This window comes from Paenibacillus sp. FSL L8-0494, from assembly GCF_038003695.1.
GTDB lineage: Bacteria > Bacillota > Bacilli > Paenibacillales > Paenibacillaceae > Paenibacillus_AQ > Paenibacillus_AQ odorifer.
The window spans coordinates 3,035,054-3,061,189 of record NZ_JBBOPQ010000001.1 but is presented as its reverse complement, the minus strand read 5'-3'; the positions used below and the strand labels follow the sequence as shown (position 1 = coordinate 3,061,189).

Here is a 26,136-nt window from a genome sequence, read left to right as displayed (position 1 = left end):
TTTCCTCTCTGTGATAAGATGGGGATTGTCCAGATCCACCAAAACATCCAAGGAGGGAGGTGTAAAAAATGGTTATTATTAATTTCCTTGATGGAACACATTTAGAAATACTGGCCGACACCGTGCTTAATGGTTACAAAAATGATTCGACAGAAGATATTTTTTACTTAAAGAATGTCTTTGAAGACTCTATTGATGGTCGAAATAATACTGAAGGCAAGGCATCGAAACTGTTTGCTGGTGACTACAAAGTCGGTGTAATGGGGTTTATTTTATCAGTTGATTGTTTCTCGGTTGGCTTAGATACGATCAACAATGCTGTTTATTTATCTACAGCGGTCAAATCGGTCGAAAACCAACAAGAAAAACATGTAATGCAGCCGACTATCGGTTCTGTAAGTGTTCCAAGAGCTAATTAAGGCGTATATTCATCTTGCAGAAGTGTGCATTTTCTCAGAGCTTCTTTTGAACGTTCGAGAATATATAAGGCTGCTTCATAAGTCACGCTTTTTTTACCAATAAGGCTGAGTACTTCCGAAACAATTTCTGCATACACCGGATCGATATTTCCTAAAGCCTCTCTCACTGAGACGAGGCTTTTCCATTCGGGAGTGTCCTTTACTTCACTCTGGACCTTTTGATTCACTGCCCCTACACTTTCTCCCATTATCTTTCCTCCTCCCTCACAAACTTGGTAAGCAATAATTCTCAACACGGTTAAGCGTTACTCTTAGGGGCTTTACCTCACGCTGCTGAAGCATTGTCTTTAACTCCAAGGTTTTAGCCCGAGCAAGACCTGCTTCTCTTAAAGCGATTTTGTCTCCAGTAGCTAATGCAGTTACTGTTACTCTTGATAGAGCCTCATAAGCTGTTTGTAAATCTTCTTTCATTGAGATAACTCCTTCACTTCGACATTCGTTCTCTTGTAATAAAATGGATATTGTTCGGATTAACAACCCCACTAAGAAAAGAGGTAATTACATGTGTCTAAACCAAATGTTGATGAAATCGCCGCAGCACTATTTGAAAAACTTCAGCCACTTTATATTAAAGATGGATTGGAACTTACCCAGGAACTTCAAAATGACGGGAAACCAATTCAAGAAGCTATTCGGCAAGCTGATTTAGCAGCATTGAAACTCCACAACGAGAGATTTACGATTGAACTTATCAAAGGCGTCCTTGATGCTTTAGAATAAGTTTTGAACGTTCTTCCCAATATTCTCTTGCAAGATCAGTTGTAATGGATTCTGATCTAACAAGAATTTTCGCATTTGTTACGTCCTTTTCATGTTCGGTATCAGTAGCCGCCGTTCCAGCGGTGGTTTCTTTGCTTTCCAACGCATTAAAAAGTTTGCTGGTCAACTCTGCTAGTTTGTCTAATTCAAAGCCGATTCCAGAGTCTTTGAAAACCCCCAGTTCAACCGCTTTGCAATCAAGGCTGGATACCACTGTAACTAATTCATTTCCAATCAAGGCTAGTTTCTTCTTCAGTTCGTGTACTCCATCTTCAATTGGTGTTTTGGTGACTGTTCCTCCGCCGAACCTTTTAACCAATTCAGAGTCATTCCAAAATGCTTCTGCGTCTGTTGGAGTAGCAATTGTTACTGTAGCTCCATTGATAAATACATCGCCTTTAGGGGTGATCTGGAACGCTTCTGCAATCATTCCTAGTACTTCCTGTTTGTCTTCTTCTTTCATTGATTTATATCTCCTTTTTGAGTCAATCTTTAAGGATTTTAAGCTCGACTATCCCATGTTGGGCAATTTAAACGTTCTTGTTGCCGTATCCATTCTTCCAAAGAACGTATACTGAACATCATTTTCGGTCTACGTGAACCAGGCATTCCTGTTTTCACATGTGGGATTTGTTTTTGACTACAGAGACGATAAATCAAATCTTTAGAGACGCCTAATATTTCAGCAGCTTTTTCAGCTTCAACCATTTTATCCTCACTTATGGGAATGCTCTCTTCAATTTTCTTTAAAACAGTTGGTAAAATCTTGGATGCGACTTTTTCAGCAATAGCATCCAAAAAATCAGATGCAACATGTTCTTCTTTCATTTAACCTCCTCCTAATTACGATATAATCGCATAAACTTTGATATTTCCGATTAAATCGGATTCCCTGCCAAAAAAAATTATTTCCGCTGGCACTTTGTAGAGTTTTAGTAACTCATTTGTTAAGGCCCAGGGTATATCAGTCGAATCTTTCTCATACCTCCGGATGAGATCCATATTTTTTTTGGTTATTTCGGAGACTTCTTTTAAAGTGTAACCTGCATTTACTCTGGCGGCTCTCCAAGTAATTTTGTAATCGTCCATTGCCTCACCTCCCAAACCAATATTATTCCGATTAAATCGGATTGTCAACATCAAAACTCCAAATTTAACTTTTAATATCTGATTAAATCGGATATAATAAATATTATTTCTATATAACCGGAAAAAAACGGAGGTTTTCAAAGTGGCGCGGAAAAAGTTCACTGATTACGAGGTTAATCTTATGAAAGAAATATCTATTAACTTAAAAAAAGTCTTAATGCTAAAAGGAATTACTCAACTAGAATTAAGTGAACGAACAGGAGTAGCCTCGAGCACTATTTCTGATTATGTTAATGGTAGAACACTAATGTCTATGGGAAATCTACAAATAATCTCAGATACCTTGAAAATTGCAAAGTCAGATATTTTTCCCGACCTATTTGAGCAACATCCGCGATTTAGAGAAATACCATTACTCGGAACAATCTGTGCTGGAAATGGTCTTCTTGCTGATCAAAATATTGAGGAATACATCCATTATCCTTTTCCCAACAAAAAACAACCGGATTATGCATTACGCGTCAAAGGTGACTCAATGATAAATATTGGAATTACGGATGGAGATATTGTTTATATGCGTCATGCTCAATGGGCAGAACATAATGGTCAATTAGTTGCCGCACTTGTAAATGACAGTGAGGAAGGATTCCTGAAACGCATACATTGGTCTGAAAATGATTCCCAAATCAAATTATCCCCAGAGAATGATGATTATGAAGCAAAATTTTATGTCCCGAATCAAATACAGATTTGTGGAATATATATGGGTCATTTCAAAATTTCTGATATTTGAAAATACATAAACCATAGTAAATTTTCGAGGTGATCTGAATGGCGAGTATTCAAAAGAGAGGTAAAAGTTCTTGGTTATTTACAGTTGAAACGGGGTCGGGAACAAAGCGCGGTCGAGAAACGATGACTTATCGAGTTGAAGATACTGCATTACTAAAAACAACAAAAAAACTCAAAGATCACTTAGAATCAGAATGGAATAAATTCAAAATAGAAGTTGAATCCGGAAATTATTTCAGACCTGAAAAAATGACATTTAGAGAATTCACTGGTTTATGGAGCGATAAATTTGTAGATAAAAATTTAGCTGAAACAAGTGCTTTCAATTACAAATACCACTCTACGACAAAACTCACTCCTATTTTAGGTGATATACAAATGGATAAAATTAAGACTTTAGATATTGTCACCCTGTTGGACGAGCTATCAAAAAAAACTGGTGAAGCCTCAGTGGTTTATTGCTTCAGAGTACTTCGAAGTATATTCAGCAAAGCGGTGTCTTGGAAAGTTATCAAAGTAAATCCAATGGATGGGATTGATAAACCCAAAGAGGCCCCAAAGGAGATGAGTTTTTATAACGAACAAGAAGTAGCTGAGCTTCTAAAGTCCCTCCAAAAAGAAACTATTAAATTCAAAACATTTGTTACTTTAGCTCTCACTACAGGAATGCGCCGCGGAGAACTTTTGGGTCTTGAATGGAGACATATTAATTTAGAAAAAGGTAGTATCCTTATACATCAAACTATTCCAATGTTTAAAGATGGTATGCCTGTAATCAAGGGTCCTAAACGTGGTACAGGAAGAACAATAACGTTGCCTTCTTCCGTAGTAAAAGAACTTGTAGAATATCAAAAGCATATGATGAGGGTTCGCACTGAGCTTAAAGTTCCATGGGAAGGTGGAGAATACTCATTTTTATTCGCTCACGACAATGGACGTCCTAAATTCCCAAAAAATTGGGGAGACTACTGGCGCGAATTCCACGCTAGAAATCCACAATTAAGATACATTAGATTTCATGATCTACGTCATACTTCTGCCACTCTTTTAATCAGCAGTGGTGTTCATGCTAAAATCATCTCTAGTAGACTAGGGCACACTAAGATATCAACTACAATGAATATCTATGGTCATATTATTGAAGCTGCAGATCAATCAGCAGCTGACGTTTTCAATGCCTTTCTCCAACCTTCAAAGATTGTTAAACGAGCTAGGAAAACAAAGGCATAGTTGTTGTCGCGTTGTTGACAACTTGTTGACGAACTCTATTTAAAACTAACATTTACAACTTGTTGTAGCGATTAATTAAACAAATACAGCCTATTGTATCAACTAAATCGGAAATAACAATAAAATATAATACTGTGATTCTATCATCTCCCATGAAAGGGGCCCTAGAGATAGGGCCCCGAATTTATGTTTAACGGTTTTATAAACACAAAAAGACTACCTTTCGGCAGCCTTTTCAGCAACAACTATTTCACAAATCTTCCGATAAACTCAGAAACTACGCTCTCATACTTAACCGGATCCATGCGGAAAGCTTCTCCGTGACCCGCATTAGGAACGATGTAAAGCTCCTTCTCGACCGGACTATTCTCATATACCGTATGAACCATTTCCGTAGGAACAAAAGTATCATTATCGCCATGAATAAACAGGGTTGGCGTTTTAGATTTCTTCACCTGTTCTAAGGCTGAGGCTTCACCAAAGGAATAACCTGCCCGAATCTTTGTTAGCATACTGGTCGTATCTACAATTGGAAAGGCGGGGAGATGGTACATTCTTTTTAATTGAAAGGTAAGCTCGTCCTTCACTGAGGTATAACCGCAATCTTCCACAATTGCTTTAACATTAGCTGGTAAATCCTCTCCGCTTGTCATCATAACGGTAGCTCCCCCCATGGAAACACCGTGCAGGATGATCTGTGTATCCTCACCATTTGCTTTTAGGGCACTCTGAATCCACTTCAGGTAATCCTTACGTTCAGGCCATCCAAATCCGATATAGTCACCGCCACTTTCACCATGTCCTCTGGCATCCGGCAGCAAAATATTATATCCAAGTCTCTCATAATACATTCTGGCATATCCACTCATTTGAGTTGCATTTCCAGCATACCCATGAGCAACAATAACTGTCTTATCGGAATGTTCAGGGGCAGCTAAATAGTACGCTTTAAGCTGTATTCCGTCATCAGAATCTATCTCCCATCTATCAAAGCTCTGGGTATCCCACCACTCTTGGTCTGCCTTCGAGGTATCTTTAGATTGTTCTACCTCTGGACTGGACTGCAGGTCAGGGCTTTCATTTAAGAAATCCTTTGAAGCACGTGCAATAGCAACATGATAGAAATAAAAACTTCCCACAGTCACAACAATGATTAAAAGTACAATAACAGAAGAAATTCCGATCATCATTTTTTTCTTCAAACTAGCTCTCTCCTAAATAAAATTTAACAGTATTAATCTATGTTATCAGACTAAGATACCATGTATATTTGAATATTCAAAATCACAGTATTGTAAACTCATGTTATTCACTACGTGATTAGTATTCTTTTAATTTATTAATTTATATAGCTTTAATGGACACAACATTTTACAAAAAAAAGCCCCAAGTCGGCAAAATGCCAACATGGAGCCCTGCTATTTTAGAAATTTAGAACATACATGCACTTGTAATAATTACTAATAAGATGAACAATACTAAGATTGCGCCTGTAGAAGTAAAAGCGCCACCAACCTGACCATATTCAGCACCCATGAGAAGACCTCCTCCGTATTTAGAATACAATATATAATATGTATTTATCCCCCTAGAAGATTGGGCGTACGGTTAAAAAAAAAGACCTCCACTGGGCTACCAGCGAGGTTATGAGCTCAACATCTAATCAGAAACTAAAATACCATCAAAGCTTTCCGGACCCACACGTACTGTACCGAGAAGATTAGAAGATACAAATGCTGTATAAGTGAGCTGAGGTGTAATGGCTGGTAAGAAATCCGCTGCTGAAAAGGTTATTACTTGCGGAGCCAGAAGACTAAGAGAAAAAGTAGAAGTAGCAGAATACACTTTTGGATCAGTAGCCAAAGTTCCTCTTACAATCGTAATTGTGATACCTACTAAAGCTAACGGAAGCGTTACAGATATCGTTCCTTTAAGAAGAACGCGTGGATTGGTAGTCACTCCAGCCGTTAACAACCCAATCTGTCCAAAGAGCTGCGGCGTGTTAAGTACCGTAATAGGAATAGATATAGAGTTGGCGAGGCTGGCATTTTGAGATGTTCTTGCATCAAGGTAAGTTCCCATCGTTGCACCCCCTTTATATATTGGCATACCATAATATATTAGTGTTCTCGATAGAATGCATAGCCACATTACCAGTGTAAAACGATTGTTTTATAAAACTCATAGGCAAAATCTATTTATCATCTTTTTTCGTCCCATCCCTTTTATTAAACGCCAGTTCAAACAACCCGGTCGCTGATAGTCCCGCAAGCCCCCCCGCCCAGAGTCGCAGAATCAGATTCATATCAGTGAACGGATAGGCAACTGCTCCAACCAGCAAGCCAATACCCAACCCCACAACTGGCACAATGTTCCGCGGAAGTTCAATGCTATTCTTCACAAGTTGTACTAGTGCCATTACAAAAACAGCTAGGACTGAAGCAAAGGCAAGCACACTGTTGAGAGCATCGTTATACATGTTTTTTAATCCTCCTTATTTCATTTTTTACTTTCTGTTACAAGTAAACCCGCACGGTTCAGCACCGTTAATATGCGATAGAAATCGTAACTGCCACCCGATGGAGTATCGAGAAGTCCTGCCGCAGTCGCTGTTTTCACAGCCGCCTCAGCCCATGCAGGGACATTCATGACTGCTCGATTTTCAATTAATGCCACCCGATCTGTAAGCTTAGTGATCGACTGCCCCTGTTCTTGCACACCTGTTTTCAACGTATCCCTGCTAGCTGTAAGAACTGCAATAAGGGCACGCAGTTCCTTTACTTCCGATTCTAGACTAACAAGCTTTTGCTTATCCTCTGCGGACATCTCATCATCTCCTCCCATGGATTTGTCATCATATTTATACAGATTATAGGTATTCATAATTTGAATCAGCTTAGCTGCATAGTTCGGATCAGTAGCGTAGCCAGCTGCGGCAATCTCTTGTGCGGCCACCTTGCCACTCGCACCGAGAACCTTGCTGTAAAGGTTGCGATTCCATGAGACTCCATTCACAATCAAGTCGGAGTGATCCGCGATAGATTCTCCCCAGTTGTTGTAGGCTCGAAAAGGGGCATTAACTTTAACAGCTTTACCGTTAATATATTCAGTAGTTTGTACAGTAATGCTGCCAGCAGGTCCACTTCCTTTGATCCCAAACAAATTATTCGCTTTCACAGTCAATCCACTGCTGCCCCAACCTGACTCCAGAGCCGCTTGAGCAATGGTTAACGAAGCGGGAACCTTAGTGAGCTGCATGTCCTTTACAGCAAAATTTGCAATCTTCGCTATAAACTCGCCTTCTGTCATCTCATCACATCCTCTCCATTTATTAAATGCGAGGCATCATAAAATGACTGTGCTTATCCCCTACTAACATTGTGTTTTTACTAGATTCGTTTCCGCTATAGGACTCAGCTGACCCTATACGCAGCATTAGCTCACATTTGGAATGTTAACGGACTCCATAGCCGCAATTGGCACCAAAATCACTCAATATCATGCTCTTCATATGGAATAGTGTCACTGGGGTCCGAAACCATGCTCAAATGGTTAAATACATGCTAATAACGTCATCCGGGTCCTTAAGCTTAAGCAGACTGAATATGACTCGGCGGTGTAAAAGCAGCCAAACAACGCTCCAAAAAAGGAGCAGCGGTTCTCCTATTATTGGAGAACCGCTGCTCCTTTATCTTTTCATGACATCGACATCTGCTATCCACTGTGATCAAGCACTTTTCCCGTGTTTAGCTAATTTCCGATCTCACTAATCCCTGTAAATGTATCAGCTGCTCTCTCACCTTCACAACTTCCCCTACTATAATAAGAGCAGGATTTTTAATCTTTGTGGCCACTGCCAGCTTATCGATATTCTCCAGCGTGCCTGTCACTGTTCGTTGGCAAGCAAATGTACCATTCTCAATCAACGCAATCGGTGTTTGGGCATCTTTTCCGTGTATTAAGAGTTGTTCACGAATATGGCTTAATTGACTAACTCCCATATAAATAACAAGAGTATCTACACTATGCGCTAACCGGTTCCATTGTATAGGAGCAACATGCTCAGGGCAGCGACTACCCGTGACGACGGCAAAAGACGCTGCAATACCACGATGTGTCAGGGGAATTCCAGCGGAAGCGGCTATACCGATTGCGGAAGTTATACCCGGAATGACTTCATAAGGAATACCAGCTTGCACGACAGCCAGTGCTTCTTCCCCGCCTCTGCCGAATACGAAGGGGTCTCCACCCTTGAGTCGGACCACTCTATGGCCTTCGCTAGCATATTGAATGAGCAGCCCGTTAATTTTCTCCTGTGACATTGAATGCTGGCCTGGAGATTTACCACAATAGATTACTACTACTCCGGCTTTGGCATAGTTAAGCAATTCTTCATTTACCAAGCGATCATATAAAATAACGTCTGCTTCTTGGATTCGCCGCATTGCTTTTATCGTTATAAGTTCTGGATCTCCCGGTCCCGCTCCAACTATAGCTACGCATCCCGGCTTCATATCGTTTTCTCCAACACAACCTGTTCCAGCACAACAGAATCTCCGCGACCCGTCGATACATCAGACGCAGGAGTTAAGCGACTGCCCTTGAATTTTTTTTGAGAGAGATAGAATAGAATTCCAGTAAACAGAACACCTCCAATAAAATTTCCAAGGAGAACAGGAATGCCGTTCCATAACCACCAGTCACCAAAGCTAACACTCGCTCCCAGCATCATCCCTGCAGGGATCACGAACATATTTACGACGGTGTGCTCAAACCCCTGTCCAAAAAAAGTTAGGATTGGCAGCCACATGGCAATGATTTTACCGGAGGTAGAGCTCGAAGTCATAGCCATAACAGCCCCTAAGGTAACCATCCAGTTACAGAGCATGGCTTTAATAATAACTAACAGCATTCCGTCTCCACCCATATTTTTATAGGCAATGGTCTTGGCCTCACTTGTATTAATGAGGGTTTGAATCATTGGATGACTCATATCTGTGCCCATTTTTGTAATCGTAAGGCCATAAAGAACAGCGTATACCGCACAACCGAGCAGATGTCCGAATATAACCCATAAATAGTTGTTCAACATCCGCTTCGTTGTTGTCTTCTTTTCCAGAACCGCCAGAGGGATCAGCGCAAAACTGCCTGTCACTAGCTCTAGACCAAGTAGAATAATCATTACGAACCCTACCGGAAAAATAATAGCTCCTACCATAGGAATCCCGGTCTGCGCCGCAGCTGTAAATGCAAGTGTAGTAGCACAAGCCAGAATCGCTCCACCCAGACTGCCTCTCACCAATAACTGCAGGATAGATAACTCTGCTTTGTTCTTGCCGCTTTCAATCATAGCGTTCAGCACTTCACGTGGTTTGATATAATCCATGATTAATCCCCCTTCAACGGTCTTTTCTTTAAATGGTTACATAGATCGAACCACTATTAGGATCAATTTCTACATCAAATGTAACAACACAGCCTTTATCTGGCTCCATAGCAACTCCACTATGCAGGTCAATCTTCCAGTCGTGCAGAGGACAGTGAACCTTCGTACCACATACCATCCCTTCGGATAATGCGCCACCTTTATGAGGACATTTATTCTCTACCGCAAGAACCTCACCATCTGAAAGTCGAAATAACGCGATCTCCATGTCATTGACCCTAAAAGTTCGTGAACCCCTTGTATCAATATCAGTTACTTTACCAACGAGCATTTTGGTTATAGTCATCATTAGCCCCCCTTTAAACACTCTCTATTTGTGCAATAGCTTCGAAATTCTTACGTAGTTCTGGCTCATTCACAATTTGTTTCCAAGGATCAGTAGTGAGCCCCAGCACTGTCTCAATTCGTTCTTTGAGCGCCAAGCGCTCCTCCTGACTTTCAAGAGCTTTCTTTATATTGTCTACCCCTACTCGTTCGACCCAGTGTGCAGTTCTCTCATTCCAGCCGGCCTGCTCACGGTAATATTGTAAGAACGCACTTGCCCATTCGACTACCTCTTCTTCAGTCTTCACCACACATAGAAGATCCGTGGCCCGCACATGTACCCCTCCATTCCCACCAATATGCAGTTCCCATCCACCATCTATCGCCACAACACCAAAATCTTTAATCGTCGCTTCCGCACAATTACGAGGGCATCCGGAAACTGCAAGTTTCACTTTACCCGGCGTATTCAGGCGTTCGAATTGTTTTTCCAGTGTAATCCCCATACTGATCGCATCCTGAGTGCCAAATCGGCAGAAGGTAGACCCCACACAGGTCTTCACTGTACGTAACGTTTTGCCATAAGCATGCCCGGAAGGCATATCAAGCTCCTCCCACATCTTAGGCAAGTCTTCCTTCTTAACGCCAAGCAAATCTAGTCTTTGTCCTCCAGTAAACTTCACCATAGGAACAGCAAATTTCTCGGCAACCTCTGCAATCTTCTTCAATTCTGCAGGTGAAGTTACCCCCCCATAGATTCGCGGAACCACAGAGTAAGTCCCGTCCTTCTGAATGTTGGCGTGATATCGCTCGTTTGTATAACGAGACTCTTTCTCGTCTATATATTCCTCAGGCCACAACATGCCCAGATAATAGTTCAGCGACGGGCGGCATTTCGCACAACCTTCCTCCTGACTCCACTCCAGAACATTCATCACTTCTTTAACTGTCATTAGCTTCATTCTTTTTATCTCAGAAACAATTTCATCACGGTTCAGCGTTGTACAGCCACATATTCCTTCTTTAACTACGGTGACCGCATCACCTGCATAGAGTTGCAATAACCCTTCTACAAGTGGTTTACAGCCCCCACAGGAAGCGGATGCTTTGGTGCACGCCTTAATTTGCCCTACGCTGGTACAGCCTCCAGACTCAATCGCTTCAGCAATAGTCCCCTTCGAAACACCATTACATCCACAAATGATTTCATCTTCCGGCATAACTTCCAACCGATTCCCTTGCGTCGATGAGAACACATCCGCTGAGATTCCTAATAACAGTTCCTTTTCTCTTCCACTAATATTTTCTTTATTCTTAATTATCGAGAACAAGTGAGCACCGTCGCTGGTATCACCAAATAGTACTGCCCCGATTAACATGTCATCTTGTATAACTAGCTTTTTGTAGACTCCTTCTATTTCATCCTGATATCGCAGCGCCCTGGATCCGTCCGGCTCGGTGAATTGTCCTGCTGAGAATACATCAACACCAGATACTTTCAGCTTGGTAGAAGTTACAGAACCCATGTATCCTTCAACCTTAACTCCAGCCAGCCTTTTTGCTAATACGGCACCTTGTTCATATAAAGGAGCTACCAGACCATAAGCGATTCCTCGGTGCTCGGCACATTCCCCCAGAGCAAAGATACCGGGGATATTCGTCTCCATATAATCATTTACGATAATTCCGCGGTTGATCTGCACACCACTTTTCTTTGCCAATTCAACATTTGGTTTAATCCCAACTGCCATGACAATAAGATCCGCATCGGCTGTGCTACCATCTGTGAATAGTAAACCTCTTACTCTCTTCTTACCTAAAATCGCCTCGGACTGCTTATGGAGCAGAAATCTCATTCCTTGCGCTTCCAGCTCTCTTCTGAGCATTACTGATGCAGCTTCGTCCAGCTGGCGCTCCATAATATAATCGTGGATATGCACTACAGTGACTTCCATTCCCAGATGTAACAGACCTCTAGCCGCTTCCAGCCCTAGCAGGCCTGCACCGATGACAATCGCCTTTTTATAAGATCCTGCAGTCTCCTGCATGATCTGGCAATCCTTAATATCACGAAAAGCAATGACCCCTTCTTTATCCGCACCCGGTATAGGCAACATAAAGGGATTCGATCCTGTAGCTAGGATTAACTCATCGTATTCGGCAGTGATCCCCTTATCGGAATATACCTTTCGACTCTCACTGTCTATTGAAGTCACCGTATGTCCCATATACAACTTAATACCTTGGCTGTGATACCACTCCAGATCATTGATGATGATCTCACTCATATTCGCTCCACCAGCAAGAACGGAAGATAACATGATCCGGTTATAGTTAGGATAAGGTTCCGAACCAAAGATGGTAATCTCATACCCCTCAGGATTTAATTTGAGCAAATGTTCAATCGTACGAACCCCCGCCATTCCATTGCCGACTAACACCAGTTTCTTGCGCGCAGCTATCATCTATATCTCTCCTCTCCGTTTGGAAAACCCAAAAAGCCCGCTCCACTCCACACGGAAACTTACATTTCCATTGCGATAAGTGAAAGCAGGCACCATTGCCGCTTCAGTCGAATACACCGTTGTATTCGTGAATGATTAATTTGTTAAACCGACTATACAACAGGAATCAGAGAACGTCAACAATTATGACATATAAAATTTAAAAATCTTAAATTCGTCGACAACCCATCGTTTCTGTGTTATATAAAATAACATAACGATTAAGAAAGGGCGTCGAACTATGCATTCCCTGTTGATTATTCAGAATAGCACGACAGAGAAGGACACAGCCGAGCGCTCAAATAGTAAAACGGATGCCATACTCCGTTCCTCCGGATATATTGTCACAGTAGCCGTTACACAAGAAGAAGCTGTGGCACGGATCAAAGACGCTGATGCTTCCATACTCCATTTACCCATCACAGAGATCAATAGCTGGGGTACTTTACTAATGAGTCATAAGATTGCACCAATCCTTTGGTGGTGTACTGACGAAACAGCCACACTTTCACTTGCTGCATGTGAAGATAATATCATGGTGGATGGTGTATTATCGCCTTCCATGCTCTCACAGGAGATCCATTGGATCCTTCATTTCAGTGCCAAGCAATGTTTCGAAAGACAACAATGGCGTAAAGAGCGAGAACAGCTGCATGCTCGAATCGAAGAACGGAAATGGATTGATATGGCTAAAGGTATCCTGTCCAAGGTCAAGAATATTTCCGAATCTGAAGCTTATGATCTTCTCCGTAAACAAGCAATGAATGAACGTAAACGTATGGTTGATGTAGCTACTTCAATCGTTAGAGTCTATCAATTACTGCAAGATCAAACCTAAGGGGGGAATATACCTATGATCAACATTTTAAAAGAAGTCGCCCGAGGCAAAAGAGGCGCCCGAGATTTAAATTATGAAGAGTCTACATATGCCGCAGAATCTATACTCGGACGAACAGCATCTCCTGCTCAGATTGGAGCCTTTCTGGCTGCTGAGCGGATTAAGCTAGAAAGCGTAGAAGAACTTGAAGCTTTCGTCTACGTTTTACGTAAATATGCGCATCGCGAACCCCTTTTTGCGGAAGGTCTTGATTGCGCCGGACCCTATGATGGTAGAAAATCCTCATTCATCGCAACTTTTCCCACTGCATTTCTATTGTCCGCGGCCGGACTGCCAGTCACACTACACGGTACTGCTTCTCTGCCTCCTAAATGGGGAATCACTTTACAAGATATCATCTATCAATCTGGGATTGAGAAAACTGCGCTAGAACGTACAAAAGCCATTGCAGCTGCTAACAAGAGTAATGTACTATTTGCCGATGCTGAAGAATGGTGCCCTCCTCTAGGCGACCTTCGCAGCATCCGTGAGGAAATTGGTATGAGAACCTTATTCAACACCGCCGAGAAGCTGATTGACTACGCCTGCTCTCCTTTTATTGTCTTCGGGATATACCATAATACAGTCTTTGACCGATTATCTAGATTACTCATAAAGCTTAGTTATCAAAAGGCGTTAATTGTCCAAGGGGCGGAAGGCTCCGAGGATCTTTTCATCGACCGACCTACCCGCGTTTACACTGTCGAGAACGGTGTGGCGGCTCTTGATATTATTGATCCGGAAGAATTTGGTTTGGATACAATTGTTCCTGAAGTCCATTGGACACCACATCAACAGCTAATGACAGCTGAGGCAGTTCTACAGGGCGGCGGTCACATGGCTTTCTATAATCAAACTCTACTGAACGGTGCAGCAAGATTACATCTAGCTGGAAAGGTCAACTCTATCGAGGAAGGGCTGTATACCTGCAAAAGCTTATTGGATAATGGTGAAGCTTGGAGCGTATATGTGAAATGGAGGGGTGCACTTCTCGGTAGCACAAGCGGTGCCTTAGGTCCTGCATAATGCATTATCACCTCATTTTACCCGGACAATATGTAATTATTAGTAAATCTAGCTTGTGAATCCCGTAGAATTAGCGTAATATATAGTAATAATTTACTATATAGGAGGGTCTAACAGACTATGCCTTCATATTATTTTAAAGAAGTATGGACACCCTTACGCTGGGTAGGTATAAAGTTTTTTCGTGATGATGATGGATTCTTATGGATCAAATGGTGGGCAAAACCCAGAAAACGGTTACGTTAACGCATAATATTTCATATGCAATAATACATAGGTTCAGCAGTGAGTTAATTATAATAATCTGCGTTTGCCACCACCTCCGCTCTAAGCATTGGTTTGCTAGCGGAGGTCTTTAGGCATCTTTCCTGATGAAATCCTTCAAATTCAATTAAAAAGAGCACCCATCGCTAAAGTACTAGCAACTGATGCCCCTATTTACTAATTCCCTACTTTTGCCCCAAATGAACGTGCCAAGAGTACCGCCTGTTCCATATCCATCCGCACTCCCTGTAGATCCAGACTCTTTAAATCAATGCCTTCAACAATCGCTTCCCGCATATCCGCTCCCTTAAGCTTGCATTGAGACAATTGTACACGGCTCAAATCCGCTCCACGCAAGTCACTTTTTTGCAAATTACAGCCCATTAAATCCGCTTCTGTAAATCGAATCCCCCGCAGATCCTGTCTGCTTAGATTGGTATGTCTAAGGTTCGTGTACGACCAGTCCCCTCCAAGCAGCGAGATTCCGTCCAAATAAGCGTTTGAGAAATCCGATCCTACCATCTTGCAATCTTCAAATTTAGATACAAACAGGTTCGCTCCCGTAAATTTACAATTGGTAAAAGCTGAACCTTTATGGTGAGACGCATTAAGCATGGCTCCTGTAAAATCACAATCAATAAATCGACAGCCAATAGAGTTCATCTCTTCCATAGAAGTGCCTTTGAAGGAGCATTGCTCGAATGTGCAGTTGTTTAACTCACCATCCTGCAAGCTTCCTTGGTCAAAATTGTGATTACGGAACGTTTCATTAAGGTATTGGTACATATAAGTCTCATCACCTTCATCAGTATTAAAAAAATTAATTCTTAATTAAAAATAGCACTTTAGTAGATTGTTCTCAACATTCCCTTTCGATATAATAGCAAATAAACAATGGGGAGGTAAATTATGGATGTGTCCAGCAGGAAAGAACCATTCCGTTATGTTATGAACCATCCGCTTGAATGCTGGATTGAAGTTCCGCTTAACAATTCCGGTCCAGGTGCTGGAAAGTTAACAGAGGCTGTATTACTCGATCTTAGCCGTTCGGGTTGTAAAGTACGCACCCCTTTGAATCTTCGATTCACGGCAAGAGATACCAGGCTTATTATTCATCTTCGATTAAATGAAGAGAAGCTTCAGCTCTTATGCAGCGCCCGTTGGGGTTGGATGTTTGGACTTGGCCAATATCAATATGGAGTTAAATTCCGCTTGGACGAAAATGAGGAAGACCGCCTAATAAGAGAGCTTGAGACATGGACCGCCACCCTTCGGGTTGAAGGTCTGTAGAACTTACCATAACAGATGCCCTTCACTTAGAAGGACGTCTTTTTTTTGCACAAAACGAAGACAAAGCTAAATCGCTCTGCCTCCGTTCTAAAAACTATTCCGCCATGTGGTTAGGCGTCCACTCTTTTTTTAACGAGCTTGATGATGACTGCTATAAGGAGAACTGCTATCACCGCTTCAAATAGAAGAGGAGCTAGATTCAAGTGACCCTGTGTAAGCTGTATCCCACTTCGGGTATCCGTCTCAGCTATGACCTCGAACTGGAATACACTTTCCCAAGCAGTGAAGTTACTTTTGAAAATCAAATATTCCAAATAGGATATTCCATTCTGTAACAAATACGCAGTGGCCAGCCCAATCCATACTCGCCCCTTAAATTTCACACTTCGCGCAACCGTAATGGAGACCATCAAGGTAAGCATGATATAACCGGCAAACCAATATGCCTGCAAAAGAACTAACAATCCCACTGTCCAGAAATTCTCTGGAAGAACTAATGTGGAATACATCGAGAGATACACGCCTAAATGCATCAAAGCTATTAAAATAATACCCAGCAGCAGAGCTAAAAAAAGTACTAACGGAGAAAGGACTGTGTTCAGGGTTCTTACGGGCAATAGGCGACGATTGTAGGAATTTATATTGTTAAAAAAGGTTCGTGCTGCCATGACAAGAAAGATCAGCCCTGCGATGACATAAGTTAATCCGTTCAAAATAAACCTTTCATAGTCATGTAATTTAGTGAACCCCAACCCGATCTGCGCCAGAATTATGATTACAAAAACAGCAAGGAACTTATCCCTATCTCGTCTAAAATCGTACTTCACTAGCTTTAGCATTCTGCGTACACCTCTCTGAACAGTTCATCTATGCTTTTGCCTTGGCGAAGCCGGATATCCTCTACCGCCGTATGCATCACAATTTCTCCCTCTTTTATAAAAATCACATCATCAAAGATCCGCTCAATATCCGATACTAAATGGGTTGATAAGAGAATGGTACTGTCCTCTTCATAAAACTCTACCAATGCATTAAGAATTTTTGTTCTAGCTACCGGATCTACACCACCAATGGGTTCATCAAGCAAATAAAGGCTAGCTCGGCGTGATAGAGCAAGTGTAAGCTGTAAACGTTCATTCATCCCTTTGGACAGCTCCTTTACCTTATCTTGCGGACTTAGCTTCATAAACTCCAACATTCGCGAGGCTTTAGTCAGATCAAAATCAGGATAGAAGTCAGTTTGAAACTTTAGAGCATCAGAAACACTCATCCAAGATTCTGTAAGCGGCTTATCAGGCATAAACGATACCAACGCTTTACTCTCTGTTCCTACAGAACCCCCAATGACCGATACACGACCGGTCGTAGGCTGTGACAGCCCGGCGATGATTTTCATAAGTGTACTTTTGCCGCTGCCGTTACTGCCTAACAGTCCCGTGATCTTACCCGCACTCAGATTAAAAGATACCTCGCGGAGGGCATGCTTGGAACTATATTTTTTTGTAACTTCATGAACCTCAAGTATATTTTCCAACTTGCGTATCCCCCTATTCTCCATCCTTATTGCGGATATTCTCCGCCACCGCCGCTAAAATATCTTCGCCTTGAAAGCCAAGATCCTGCATACCACGAATGAAACGATCCAGCACATCTTTTGCCATTTCTTTTTTGATGGTCAGGATAGTACCTTCATTACTTGTGACGTATCTTCCCATTCCACGCCGGGTTTCCACGATTTCTTCACGCTCCAGTTCCTGAAAAGTTCTTTGCACCGTATTCGGATTAATCTGCAGTTCACTGGCAAGTTCTCGTACCGATAGAATTTTATCACCCGGTTTCAGCTTACCTGTGACGATTTCACCTTTGATGTAATTCATGATCTGGATATAAATCGGCAGGTTGTTATCGAATTCGATTGTCATGATTAAGCAACATCCCTTCGTCTAAAGACGGAGAAACCTATGAGAAGAAAGACAACTGTGTATACGGCAAGCATCACGATGGAAAAGGTCAGTGTCATTCCAGGCATAGGTGCTCCTCCACCTTCATAAGCAGCTAAATTTAAGTTAGGAAACAGAACATATTTGTAAAAATCACGAGAAATAATCAATTTGTCTATCATTAGCGCAAACATAGTAGCCCCAATGGTTACCCCAGTTGAAGTGGTTAATACCCCCAGCATAAAAGCAAGTGTTCCATACACAACCGTACTAACGAGATTATACAATAGGTTTGTAAGCATCTCACTCATACCCGCTTCTCCACCACTTAGTCCAAACCACAAAGCTCCTGTTCCAAAAACGGCTATACCTCCGATGACGGTCAAAGTCAAAGCATACAACAGTACAACCACATATTTGGATGCGAGGATTGCTGTACGGCTTCTGGCGCGGATAAGCAAGAACTTGATGGTTCCTTGACTATACTCTTTTGAGACAATACCTGCTGTTCCGATGATCGCAAGAATTGTAATCACTTGGCCAATCCCTTGGGAAAGCAGCATCATTGCTGAAAAATCATAAGCTGATTCAAACATGTCAGGTGAAACAGAATGAACAATATAACCTAATAGCAGGGATAATAGAATTAATATCACATATGGCACAATAAATGTGCGTTTCTTTGAGATCTTGAGCCATTCATTAACAATAAGATTATTGAAGTTACGCAATGCGGTTTCCTCCTGTCCATTTCAAGAAATCTTCCTCAAGACTCTGTTTATTCTCCGTAATCCGGAAAATTCCCACACCTTCATCACTAAAAGCAGATACAAGCTCCGGTACTCTGCTATCAAGCAGACTTACTATCACTTCAGAACGAGCGCTGTCCATGGAGGCCAATTCCGCATAATCTAAACGCTCCAAGAGGTTTATCGCCGCTTCAACCGATCCTACACGGATGGTTAGCTTTACTTGTGCGGTTGCTTCCTGCTCTTCACCAATCGCAGTTACGGTTACCAGCTTACCATTCTGGATTACGATAGCCCGATGGCATATTTGTTCAATTTCAGTGAGCAAGTGGCTGGAAATTAGAATAGAGATGCCTTCCACTTCGGCGATGGTACGCATATAATCACGCATTTCCCGTATTCCAGCCGGATCAAGTCCGTTCGTAGGCTCATCTAAAATCAATAACTTTGGCCGATTGAGTAGCGCCTGAGCAATCCCTAGACGTTGGCGCATGCCCAGCGAATAAGCCTTTACTTTTTTATTCATCGCTTCTTGAAGTCCTACCAGTTCTACAACCTCATCTATTCTGCCAGCCTCAATATTATCTGTCATTCTTTGGTACTGCTTCAGATTATCAAGTCCAGTCATATACGGATAAAACTCTGGATTCTCAATTATCGCACCGATATGGCCAATCGCCTGCTTAAAATCATTCCTTACACTGTGACCTTGGATAATCACATCGCCTTCACTCATCCGTATTAAACCCGTCATCATTCGAATCGTTGTGGTCTTACCTGCACCGTTTGGACCTAACAACCCAACAATTTCACCCTTACGGATATCAAATGTCAGCTTATCCACAATCGGTCTTCCTTTGATAATCTTACTTACCTCATTCATTTGCAGAACGACTGAATCTTTCATCTCTACACCACTCCCCTGTTTCATGCGGATCCTCCCTGCCAACTAATGTATTGTTCATTCGTTTTATTGTGTCAGTGTTATAGTTGAATAGTACACTAATATGTTATTGAAGTAAAGCCCAAAATGATAAGTTAATGCAAATAAGGGCTTTCTATTAGACTATTAGCCAAGCAAAAAATTTATATGAACATAGATTAGATAACAAAGGAGGAATTACAAATGAAAAAAGAAGTTCATGTATCGCAGACTTACCCTCGCTTGACCGTGTACGATGAAGAAAACTTCAATGGACGCCGTAGAATATATACTGGCAACCTGGGTATTCGTAATACGGACAACATCCTCGATGGTATTGAGAGCCTTCGGTTCTTCTCTACTAGCAGCAATGCTACACTGGTACTTTTCACTAGAACACGGTTTAGAGGGAACTTCCGTGTACTTCGCGGGAACCGCAACATTAGGGATCTGGATGATTTCATTTCAGGTAATGACGTGGAGTCCATTATTTCTACTAACCAACGCTTAACCCTCGAACAAATCCGTAATATCCGCAGCAGCGGTAACTTGCCTTCGGGATATCGTTTGATCTAATTTTTAGAGGACGCAGTTTAAGCCATAAGCTTAAGGTGCGCCCTCTTTTATTTTCCGCTATAATGACTCCATACATATTAAACAGGAAAGAAGGCTACTTTATGGAACCGATCGTTTCTACTCGATGGCTGCTTGCTCGGTTATACGAGCCTGAACTTGTTATAGTTGATTGCCGTTTTTTACTTACTGACCCGGAAGCTGGACGTAAAGCCTATACAGAAGATCATATTCCCGGCGCAGTTTATCTACATCTGGAAGAACAACTCTCCGCTCCTGTAAGCTCACACGGGGGACGCCACCCACTGCCAGAAATTTCAAAGCTAACTGCCGCACTTAGTAAGGTTGGTATTAACAGAGATAGTATTGTTGTTGCTTATGATGATCAAGGTGGTGCCTACGCTTCCCGTCTGTGGTGGATGCTTAAATATTTGGGGCATGAACGTGTGTTTGTAATGGATGAAGGCTACTCTGCTTGGAAAAAAGCATCCTTCCCCGTCAGTGATCATCAAGCGGTTCGGATTCCTAGCCAGTATGAAGCAGATGTTCAGAAGAAGATGCTTGCTAGCATGGAAGATGTGCAAAATGTAGTTAACGCCGGTGGCGCACTATTGATTGATTCCCGCGAGTCCCGTCGCTATGAAGGTTTGGAAGAACCGATTGATCCGAAGGCAGGTCATATTCCTGGTGCGATCAATAAGTTCTGGAAGGATGTTCTCGATGAGCAAGGGCGCTGGAAATCAACTGAGGTGCTGAAAGAGCATTATGAAGGAATTGATCCTGAGCAAGAGATTATTGTGTACTGCGGTTCAGGTGTAAGTGCCTGCCCTAATGTGCTCGCGCTAGGCAAAGCCGGGTACAAGAATGTTAAGCTGTATGCGGGAAGCTGGAGTGATTGGATTTCATATGAGGAGAATCCGGTGGCTACGGGAGAGGGTTAAGCGTTCGTTTTTATTTGTATATTTAAGAAAAGGAAAAGCCCGCAATCTTTGCGGGCTTTTTTAGCTTGCGCTATATACCGAAACGTTTACGGCAAGAAATCGATTTTCCGAAGGTCGGATACGTTTGCCTCTGCTTCGTCTTCTTCACCGTACAGCATCGTACATATCGTATTGGCGGCAGGCTTCGTATATTCGGGATGGATGAAAACCGTTCGTATTGAGTCGTCAAAAAAGACATGGGCCTGGGTAAATGATGTGCCGAAAAGACTAGTTGTTCTGATCGGAATCGCGGAGCTACTCGGAGCGCTGGGCCTTGTTTTGCCGTGGGCATTGAACATAGCTCCGTTGCTAACGCTGATCGCCGCGATCGCTTTGGCTGCGGTTGCACTGCTCGGGATGCTGTTTCATATTGGGCGAAAAGAGTACCGGGAGCTCGGCGTAAATATCTTTTTTGTAGTTCTGGCGTTGATCGTGGCAATTGGAAGACTATAAAGGAAGTTGTATGCGGGTAGTCGGAGTAATTGGATTTCATATGAGGAGAACCCGGTGGCTACTGGAGGAGAGTAACATACAAAAGCCCGCGTCCGACGCGGGCTCTTGTATTTATGAGTAACTCCGAAAGATAGCTAAAATCAACAAATCAAAACTCAAGTCAACAGTTAACTAACTTCACTACCTCTTTTATGCTGTTTAGATCGGTCAAATACTTTTCTAGTGCATTTTCTAGCTGCGTACTCTTTTCAAGGTTTGGAGGAATTATTCTAAAAATCGCTGATCCGCAGCTGATTCTCCGCGTCCAACAGCTCAAATTGATTTCGATTAAACCGGATCAGCCCGTCCTGCGCCATCCGCTGCAGCTCTCTGGACAAGGCGCTGCGGTCAACAGTCAAATAATCAGCCAGGTCGCTGCGGGTAAACGGAATTTCAAAACAGGCGGAATTGTTTTTTTTGGTCTGGAGGGCTAAATAATGCAGAATACGGTCCCGCAGCGATTTGTGGGAGACCAGATCCAGCTTTTGATAGATGGACCGGTTGTTCTCAAGCAGCAGGGTCAGCATATTCTCAATGATCCGGCCCCTTAAATGGCAAGTGTCCTGGCCGGGCCGGACAATTTTATTTATTTTGACAAACAGAATCCGGCATTCCGAACCCGCCACCGCTTCATAGCCGCTGTGTTCTTGGACAAGGCGAAGCGCCGTTTCGCCAAAGATTTCCCCATCCCCGAGCTCCGAGAAAATAAATCTCATGCCTGAGATATTATCTTTGCACAGCAGAACATTGCCATGGATAATAATGCCCGCCGAATCCAGAATATCGTCTTTTCTAAAAATAACCTCCTTCCGCGCAAAATCCTTGATTGTGCCCTGCAAACAGCTCAGCGCTTGCTGCACCTCCCGCTCCGCGAACCCCTTAAACAAAATAGTGCTCTGTATCCTGCTCAGATATTTCTGCAATTTTCTCAGCCTCCTGTTGCCATGGCAACAGAGTCATGATAAATACTCTGCTACAATAAAATAAATGAGAATAATTCTCATTGGTCATTCTCATTATATCAAATTGCAGGAATCATTCAATCAAGCAATTTGGAAATAAACAAAATGCTGTACTTTGAACAGGGGGATCGTATGAGTGGAATTACAGCAGGCAAGGTATTTTTTTTAACAGATATGATCAGCGTTAAGCCACACCGTATTGCGAGCCGAGTGCTGGCATTGCCCGTATCTGCAGCCGAAACAGCGGCACAACCGGAATGGGTATTGTATGCCATGGATCAGGAGGAGACCATCAGTTCAGAGACCTCCCCCAAATCTAAAATCATCCATGTGCTGGAAGGCGAGCTTCATCTGCTGGTGGCGGAAGAGCCCTATCAATTGACAGCCGGCGCATCCGTTATCGTCCCAGCGGGCACTTGGCATGATTATTCCGCCCGCAGCAGCTGCAAATTTCTGCAAATCAGTATATAAAACGGAGGTAATCAAAATGGAAACAGGTTTATTCATTAAAAAACTGCCGCAATCCGCAGTCATTGATTTGAAGGACATCATCACAATAGAGGAACAGCAGGTTTCCAGTCTGACCCTTGTACAGCGGCCAAATCTGGCAATGACCCTTCTTTCGCTGGACAAAGGCTCGTCGATTGGGGGACATTCTTCCCCGGGAGATGCCATGGTCAACATTTTGTCCGGGCAAGCGGAAATTACAATTGGAGAAGACAAGTACACTGTTCATGCCGGGGAGACCCTCGTTATGCCGGCCAATATTCCGCATGCCCTACACGCAACAGAGGCGTTTCAGATGCTTCTGGTTGTAGTCAAGCCGGATAAGTAATAGGGTGAATGCGATGAAAAAGGAAGTAGGCCATAATTTTTTGGCGCGGCTGGGAAAAAAACGTTTGCGGCCCGGCGGCGTTGCAGCAACCAACTGGCTGATCCAGCAAGCCAATCTGAGTACGGACAACCAGGTATTGGAGGTAGCCTGCAATATGTGCACCACCTCCATTCAACTGGCCGGGAAATATCACTGTCAAATTACCGGCATCGATATGGACCCGCGGGCGCTGGAAAAAGCAAACCGAAATATCAAAAATGCCAACTTGGAAAACTATATCCGTGTCCGGCAAGGAAATGCACTGAAGCTACCTTTTGAGAATGAGAGCTTTGACGTTGTCATTAATGAAGCCATGCTCACGATGCTTAACCAGCCTGCGAAGGAAAAGGCAGTCGCCGAATACTATCGGGTACTGAAACCTGGCGGCATTCTGCTTACCCATGATATTACCTTTGCCAAGGAAAATATGGAAGAACATCTGGCCGAGCTGCGCCGCACCATTCACATCAATGTCGAGCCACTGTCTGTTGGGCATTGGGCGGGATTATTCCACTCCGCAGGCTTTAAGCAAGTAGACAATGCTACCGGTCCCATGTCCTTGATGAGTATCAATGGACTCATTCGTGATGAAGGGGTTATCGGGGCGCTACGTATTGTGAAAAACGGGCTCAAGAAAGAGAACCGGGAACAGTTCAAAAAGATGTATACCTTTTTTAATACGACGGGTAAAGATCTGAATTATATTGCCGTTTGCAGCAGCAAACAATAGTTGTGCGCAGGCCTATCATGTCTTATGATAGGTTTTTATTTCCACTGACGTTGAGAATGATTATCAACAAAATTCATCAATATTACCGTCTGGAAGTCAAAATAACCGCTTGAAAGGAACTCACGATGAAAGCTAAATCTGTTTATGCCTTGTGCCTCAGTTTGCTGTGTTAAGTGCCTGTTCGCAACAAAAAAATGAAAGTTCGCCCAAATCCGCTGCTCCCTCCGAAATTCTGGAGCAGCTGCTGACGGCGCAGTAATTGCCTGAATGAAGCAGAACATTTTAAAATCAAATATATAGAAAACGCGAGTCCGGGTAGCACTGCCCTGAACTCGCGTTTTTTTGCTAAGTTATTCGGTTATGTATTTCTATCGCCTATTTTGCCGGGTATCGCTTCAACTGCTGCTCAAACACGGTATTGTAGTAAAATTTTCGCGGATAGGTATCCTCCTTCAACAACTTGTAAAGTACGGATTGACCTTCTTCATAACGGACCGCAAATTCACATTCATCATAAAAACGCCGGGACAGCTCGCGGATCAAGTCTATCTCGGACGAACAGCGCCATCCGAAATAAATCATATCTAGCTGGTCCAGCGGATCACGGTAAGTGTCGAGGACAATACAAGCGTTTGGCTGCACTGGATTGCTGTAAACAAGCACATGTCCGTTGTGAACAGGGTTGGCAAAAAAATGTTCATAAATCTCCGCAACGGGTACTGTAATGCCCAATTGATCCATGATGATCTGAAAATTCGGGTGCGCAATGTAGGCATCATTCTGCTCATCCGGGTACTCCACCAATTCTGTAATGGATGCCATGATCCCAAATTCATACTTCATATGAACATCCTCCCTGTTGATTGCTTGAAAAATATCCCTATGCTTGCTATGATAACAAAATTATTGGGATGAGAGGCGATTATTATGAAAAAAAAGCTGCGTTCTATCACGCTCAGGGGACTGGAATACAGCTACATACTGGGCATGCGAATCCATGACAAACGGAGTCTGCTTGAATTAAAGGTTTATCATAAAAATGTAAAGCTCCATCCGCTACGCATCCAAATCCTAACATGGGATGATCCGATTGCCGGATGTCCGCTGAATACAGGCTATCTGCTGCAAAACCATAAAAAAGGGTTTGATGTTGTCTATAATCTAAACCATCCACAGCGTATCCGCGAATGGATCGAATATGGAACGGCTAAAGGCTGGGACGGCACCCGGACAATAGAAATCATATATGGATTGGATGCTATGCAGGAAATGGGCTACGATATTACTTCATTGCGCACTTCTATATAATCAGTCAAAAACCTGTTCCAGTGCTTGCGGATTATAAGGACTGATAATTTTATATGCATTCAAGTGAGGATTGCTTAAATCATTGTCATAGATGATCATATGCTGTCTGCTTTTTAAAATAATATCAAATCGTTGCTTGCGATCAGCCTGAACTATCGTAATATAATAGCTGAAATTTTTGTCAGAACTGACATTTCGGGCCGATTTCATTAATTGAACATGAGAGAAATCAGTAAAGATCCGCTCAATAACAGCAGGATCAGTAATAATGATGTCTTTCTTTTCACCGGGAACTGAAGACAATCGCGAGATTTCTAGAGAGGCGATTTCTTCCAATCGGATGGTATTGGCTACGATTCGTTTAAACGAAGTATAGCGGCTTGCTGTATAGGCCATCAAAGAGACACCTACCCCTGTCAGAAGCGCACCGACAAGCATGTATTTTCTATTTTTATCCATTTCCCATTCCTCCCAGTAATACGATTCTGTAAGCTACAATTATAAAACTATAAAGACATCGGTGCAAATCTGCTTATTTTAACTTCTACATAGCACACGAGCCAGGGGTCAGAAGGAAATACTTAAG

37 protein-coding genes are annotated in these 26,136 nt (G+C 42.6%); 14 read left to right on the top strand and 23 right to left on the bottom strand.

Annotation, left to right across the window (positions count from 1 at the left end; translation table 11 throughout):
• Positions 1-68 precede the first annotated feature (68 nt).
• A complete protein-coding gene (locus tag NYE35_RS13805; protein WP_076135699.1) occupies positions 69-419 on the top strand; it encodes a hypothetical protein in 351 nt (116 codons plus the stop codon).
• Here the strand turns inward: NYE35_RS13805 and NYE35_RS13800 are convergent.
• On the bottom strand, positions 416-667 hold the full coding sequence (locus NYE35_RS13800; RefSeq protein ID WP_076135696.1) for a hypothetical protein: 252 nt from the start codon (positions 665-667) through the stop codon (positions 416-418). The two genes, NYE35_RS13805 and NYE35_RS13800, sit on opposite strands and share 4 nt — an antisense overlap.
• 16 nt (positions 668-683) lie before the next feature.
• Complete coding sequence (locus NYE35_RS13795; protein WP_076135694.1) at positions 684-890, bottom strand: hypothetical protein; 207 nt, start codon at positions 888-890, stop codon at positions 684-686.
• A gap of 93 nt (positions 891-983) precedes the next feature.
• Between NYE35_RS13795 and NYE35_RS13790 the strand changes: the two genes are divergently transcribed.
• The gene (locus NYE35_RS13790) at positions 984-1,199 is read left to right on the top strand and encodes a hypothetical protein (protein ID WP_076135692.1); all 216 of its coding nucleotides are present in this window, start codon (positions 984-986) and stop codon (positions 1,197-1,199) included.
• On the opposite strand, the gene NYE35_RS13785 is transcribed toward NYE35_RS13790, so the two are convergent.
• From NYE35_RS13785 to NYE35_RS13775, 3 genes are read right to left on the bottom strand one after another with little or no spacing between them, the layout of a single operon-like run.
• A complete protein-coding gene (locus tag NYE35_RS13785) occupies positions 1,171-1,701 on the bottom strand; it encodes a hypothetical protein (RefSeq protein ID WP_341121253.1) in 531 nt (176 codons plus the stop codon). The two genes, NYE35_RS13790 and NYE35_RS13785, sit on opposite strands and share 29 nt — an antisense overlap.
• A 38-nt stretch (positions 1,702-1,739) precedes the next feature.
• Positions 1,740-2,066 carry a helix-turn-helix domain-containing protein gene (locus tag NYE35_RS13780; RefSeq protein ID WP_076135688.1) on the bottom strand — a complete coding sequence of 109 codons (327 nt, stop codon included), beginning with the start codon at positions 2,064-2,066 and terminating at the stop codon, positions 1,740-1,742.
• A gap of 15 nt (positions 2,067-2,081) precedes the next feature.
• Positions 2,082-2,327 (bottom strand): helix-turn-helix domain-containing protein, encoded by a 246-nt coding sequence (locus tag NYE35_RS13775; RefSeq protein ID WP_256715129.1) that lies wholly within the window; start codon positions 2,325-2,327, stop codon positions 2,082-2,084.
• Positions 2,328-2,508: 181 nt separating this feature from the next.
• On the opposite strand from NYE35_RS13775, the gene NYE35_RS13770 reads away from it, so the two are divergent.
• Positions 2,509-3,120: a LexA family protein gene (locus NYE35_RS13770; RefSeq protein WP_143766310.1), complete on the top strand. Its 612-nt coding sequence runs from the start codon at positions 2,509-2,511 to the stop codon at positions 3,118-3,120.
• Positions 3,121-3,158: 38 nt separating this feature from the next.
• On the top strand, positions 3,159-4,349 hold the full coding sequence (locus NYE35_RS13765; RefSeq protein WP_076135684.1) for a site-specific integrase: 1,191 nt from the start codon (positions 3,159-3,161) through the stop codon (positions 4,347-4,349).
• 245 nt (positions 4,350-4,594) lie between these two features.
• Here NYE35_RS13765 and NYE35_RS13760 read toward each other — a convergent pair whose 3' ends face one another.
• The 9 genes from NYE35_RS13760 to nirB all read right to left on the bottom strand — a co-directional run bounded on the left by NYE35_RS13760 (position 4,595) and on the right by nirB (position 12,524).
• On the bottom strand, positions 4,595-5,551 hold the full coding sequence (locus tag NYE35_RS13760; RefSeq protein WP_036686471.1) for an alpha/beta hydrolase: 957 nt from the start codon (positions 5,549-5,551) through the stop codon (positions 4,595-4,597).
• A 229-nt stretch (positions 5,552-5,780) separates the two neighbouring features.
• Positions 5,781-5,885: a sporulation protein YjcZ gene (locus tag NYE35_RS13755; RefSeq protein WP_080742482.1), complete on the bottom strand. Its 105-nt coding sequence runs from the start codon at positions 5,883-5,885 to the stop codon at positions 5,781-5,783.
• A 123-nt stretch (positions 5,886-6,008) separates the two neighbouring features.
• Entirely contained in the window at positions 6,009-6,431 is a 423-nt protein-coding gene (locus NYE35_RS13750) for a hypothetical protein (protein WP_036686469.1), read from the bottom strand.
• A 112-nt stretch (positions 6,432-6,543) separates the two neighbouring features.
• A complete protein-coding gene (locus tag NYE35_RS13745) occupies positions 6,544-6,828 on the bottom strand; it encodes a holin (protein WP_036686468.1) in 285 nt (94 codons plus the stop codon).
• 20 nt (positions 6,829-6,848) lie between these two features.
• The gene (locus NYE35_RS13740) at positions 6,849-7,658 is read right to left on the bottom strand and encodes a glycoside hydrolase family 73 protein (RefSeq protein ID WP_341121250.1); all 810 of its coding nucleotides are present in this window, start codon (positions 7,656-7,658) and stop codon (positions 6,849-6,851) included.
• Positions 7,659-8,095: 437 nt separating this feature from the next.
• Positions 8,096-8,863, bottom strand: coding sequence for a uroporphyrinogen-III C-methyltransferase (gene cobA, locus NYE35_RS13735; RefSeq protein ID WP_076101773.1), 768 nt, complete (start codon positions 8,861-8,863; stop codon positions 8,096-8,098).
• A complete protein-coding gene (locus tag NYE35_RS13730) occupies positions 8,860-9,735 on the bottom strand; it encodes a formate/nitrite transporter family protein (protein ID WP_094901807.1) in 876 nt (291 codons plus the stop codon). Before NYE35_RS13730 ends, cobA begins: the two co-directional genes overlap by 4 nt.
• A 28-nt stretch (positions 9,736-9,763) precedes the next feature.
• Complete coding sequence (nirD, locus tag NYE35_RS13725; protein ID WP_170914222.1) at positions 9,764-10,081, bottom strand: nitrite reductase small subunit NirD; 318 nt, start codon at positions 10,079-10,081, stop codon at positions 9,764-9,766.
• Between the two features lie 13 nt (positions 10,082-10,094).
• Positions 10,095-12,524, bottom strand: coding sequence for a nitrite reductase large subunit NirB (gene nirB, locus NYE35_RS13720; RefSeq protein WP_076213122.1), 2,430 nt, complete (start codon positions 12,522-12,524; stop codon positions 10,095-10,097).
• A gap of 280 nt (positions 12,525-12,804) precedes the next feature.
• Here nirB and NYE35_RS13715 point away from each other — a divergent pair, with 280 nt between their 5' ends.
• Together NYE35_RS13715 and NYE35_RS13710 are read left to right on the top strand one after the other, a co-directional pair.
• Positions 12,805-13,401, top strand: a complete 597-nt coding sequence (locus NYE35_RS13715) for an ANTAR domain-containing response regulator (RefSeq protein ID WP_036686455.1) — start codon at positions 12,805-12,807, stop codon at positions 13,399-13,401.
• A gap of 9 nt (positions 13,402-13,410) precedes the next feature.
• The gene (locus NYE35_RS13710; protein ID WP_341122463.1) at positions 13,411-14,466 is read left to right on the top strand and encodes an anthranilate phosphoribosyltransferase; all 1,056 of its coding nucleotides are present in this window, start codon (positions 13,411-13,413) and stop codon (positions 14,464-14,466) included.
• 441 nt (positions 14,467-14,907) lie between these two features.
• Here the strand turns inward: NYE35_RS13710 and NYE35_RS13705 are convergent, their stop codons facing one another.
• Entirely contained in the window at positions 14,908-15,516 is a 609-nt protein-coding gene (locus NYE35_RS13705) for a pentapeptide repeat-containing protein (RefSeq protein ID WP_036686451.1), read from the bottom strand.
• Positions 15,517-15,639: 123 nt separating this feature from the next.
• Here NYE35_RS13705 and NYE35_RS13700 point away from each other — a divergent pair, with 123 nt between their 5' ends.
• Positions 15,640-16,020 (top strand): PilZ domain-containing protein, encoded by a 381-nt coding sequence (locus NYE35_RS13700; RefSeq protein ID WP_036686449.1) that lies wholly within the window; start codon positions 15,640-15,642, stop codon positions 16,018-16,020.
• Between the two features lie 110 nt (positions 16,021-16,130).
• Here NYE35_RS13700 and NYE35_RS13695 read toward each other — a convergent pair whose 3' ends face one another.
• The 5 genes from NYE35_RS13695 to NYE35_RS13675 are packed head-to-tail and all read right to left on the bottom strand — an operon-like array spanning position 16,131 to position 19,640.
• Positions 16,131-16,859, bottom strand: coding sequence for a hypothetical protein (locus tag NYE35_RS13695; protein ID WP_076104270.1), 729 nt, complete (start codon positions 16,857-16,859; stop codon positions 16,131-16,133).
• The gene (locus NYE35_RS13690; protein ID WP_176462572.1) at positions 16,853-17,554 is read right to left on the bottom strand and encodes an ABC transporter ATP-binding protein; all 702 of its coding nucleotides are present in this window, start codon (positions 17,552-17,554) and stop codon (positions 16,853-16,855) included. The genes NYE35_RS13695 and NYE35_RS13690 overlap by 7 nt, the downstream gene beginning before the upstream one ends.
• A gap of 13 nt (positions 17,555-17,567) precedes the next feature.
• Positions 17,568-17,942 carry a GntR family transcriptional regulator gene (locus tag NYE35_RS13685; protein WP_036686443.1) on the bottom strand — a complete coding sequence of 125 codons (375 nt, stop codon included), beginning with the start codon at positions 17,940-17,942 and terminating at the stop codon, positions 17,568-17,570.
• 2 nt (positions 17,943-17,944) lie between these two features.
• Positions 17,945-18,691 (bottom strand): ABC transporter permease, encoded by a 747-nt coding sequence (locus NYE35_RS13680; RefSeq protein WP_094901802.1) that lies wholly within the window; start codon positions 18,689-18,691, stop codon positions 17,945-17,947.
• Positions 18,684-19,640, bottom strand: coding sequence for an ABC transporter ATP-binding protein (locus NYE35_RS13675; RefSeq protein WP_235219535.1), 957 nt, complete (start codon positions 19,638-19,640; stop codon positions 18,684-18,686). Before NYE35_RS13675 ends, NYE35_RS13680 begins: the two co-directional genes overlap by 8 nt.
• A gap of 195 nt (positions 19,641-19,835) precedes the next feature.
• Here NYE35_RS13675 and NYE35_RS13670 point away from each other — a divergent pair, with 195 nt between their 5' ends.
• The 3 genes from NYE35_RS13670 (at position 19,836) to NYE35_RS13660 (ending at position 21,637) form a co-directional block, all read left to right on the top strand.
• A complete protein-coding gene (locus NYE35_RS13670; RefSeq protein ID WP_036686439.1) occupies positions 19,836-20,207 on the top strand; it encodes a hypothetical protein in 372 nt (123 codons plus the stop codon).
• A gap of 101 nt (positions 20,208-20,308) precedes the next feature.
• On the top strand, positions 20,309-21,145 hold the full coding sequence (locus NYE35_RS13665; protein ID WP_076104273.1) for a sulfurtransferase: 837 nt from the start codon (positions 20,309-20,311) through the stop codon (positions 21,143-21,145).
• Between the two features lie 48 nt (positions 21,146-21,193).
• Entirely contained in the window at positions 21,194-21,637 is a 444-nt protein-coding gene (locus tag NYE35_RS13660) for a DoxX family protein (protein WP_235219534.1), read from the top strand.
• 269 nt (positions 21,638-21,906) lie between these two features.
• Here NYE35_RS13660 and NYE35_RS13655 read toward each other — a convergent pair whose 3' ends face one another.
• Complete coding sequence (locus NYE35_RS13655; protein ID WP_076104274.1) at positions 21,907-22,599, bottom strand: Crp/Fnr family transcriptional regulator; 693 nt, start codon at positions 22,597-22,599, stop codon at positions 21,907-21,909.
• Positions 22,600-22,770: 171 nt separating this feature from the next.
• Between NYE35_RS13655 and NYE35_RS13650 the strand changes: the two genes are divergently transcribed.
• From NYE35_RS13650 to NYE35_RS13640, 3 genes are read left to right on the top strand one after another with little or no spacing between them, the layout of a single operon-like run.
• The gene (locus NYE35_RS13650; protein WP_036686432.1) at positions 22,771-23,109 is read left to right on the top strand and encodes a cupin domain-containing protein; all 339 of its coding nucleotides are present in this window, start codon (positions 22,771-22,773) and stop codon (positions 23,107-23,109) included.
• Positions 23,110-23,125: 16 nt separating this feature from the next.
• Complete coding sequence (locus NYE35_RS13645; RefSeq protein WP_036686430.1) at positions 23,126-23,473, top strand: cupin domain-containing protein; 348 nt, start codon at positions 23,126-23,128, stop codon at positions 23,471-23,473.
• Positions 23,474-23,486: 13 nt separating this feature from the next.
• Positions 23,487-24,242: a class I SAM-dependent methyltransferase gene (locus NYE35_RS13640; RefSeq protein WP_076104276.1), complete on the top strand. Its 756-nt coding sequence runs from the start codon at positions 23,487-23,489 to the stop codon at positions 24,240-24,242.
• Between the two features lie 375 nt (positions 24,243-24,617).
• Here the strand turns inward: NYE35_RS13640 and NYE35_RS13635 are convergent, their stop codons facing one another.
• A complete protein-coding gene (locus NYE35_RS13635; RefSeq protein ID WP_076104277.1) occupies positions 24,618-25,085 on the bottom strand; it encodes a hypothetical protein in 468 nt (155 codons plus the stop codon).
• Between the two features lie 84 nt (positions 25,086-25,169).
• On the opposite strand from NYE35_RS13635, the gene NYE35_RS13630 reads away from it, so the two are divergent.
• The gene (locus NYE35_RS13630; protein WP_036686425.1) at positions 25,170-25,550 is read left to right on the top strand and encodes a hypothetical protein; all 381 of its coding nucleotides are present in this window, start codon (positions 25,170-25,172) and stop codon (positions 25,548-25,550) included.
• Here NYE35_RS13630 and NYE35_RS13625 read toward each other — a convergent pair whose 3' ends face one another.
• The gene (locus tag NYE35_RS13625) at positions 25,551-26,009 is read right to left on the bottom strand and encodes a hypothetical protein (RefSeq protein WP_076101754.1); all 459 of its coding nucleotides are present in this window, start codon (positions 26,007-26,009) and stop codon (positions 25,551-25,553) included. It lies immediately after the preceding gene.
• Between the last annotated feature and the right edge of the window lie 127 nt (positions 26,010-26,136).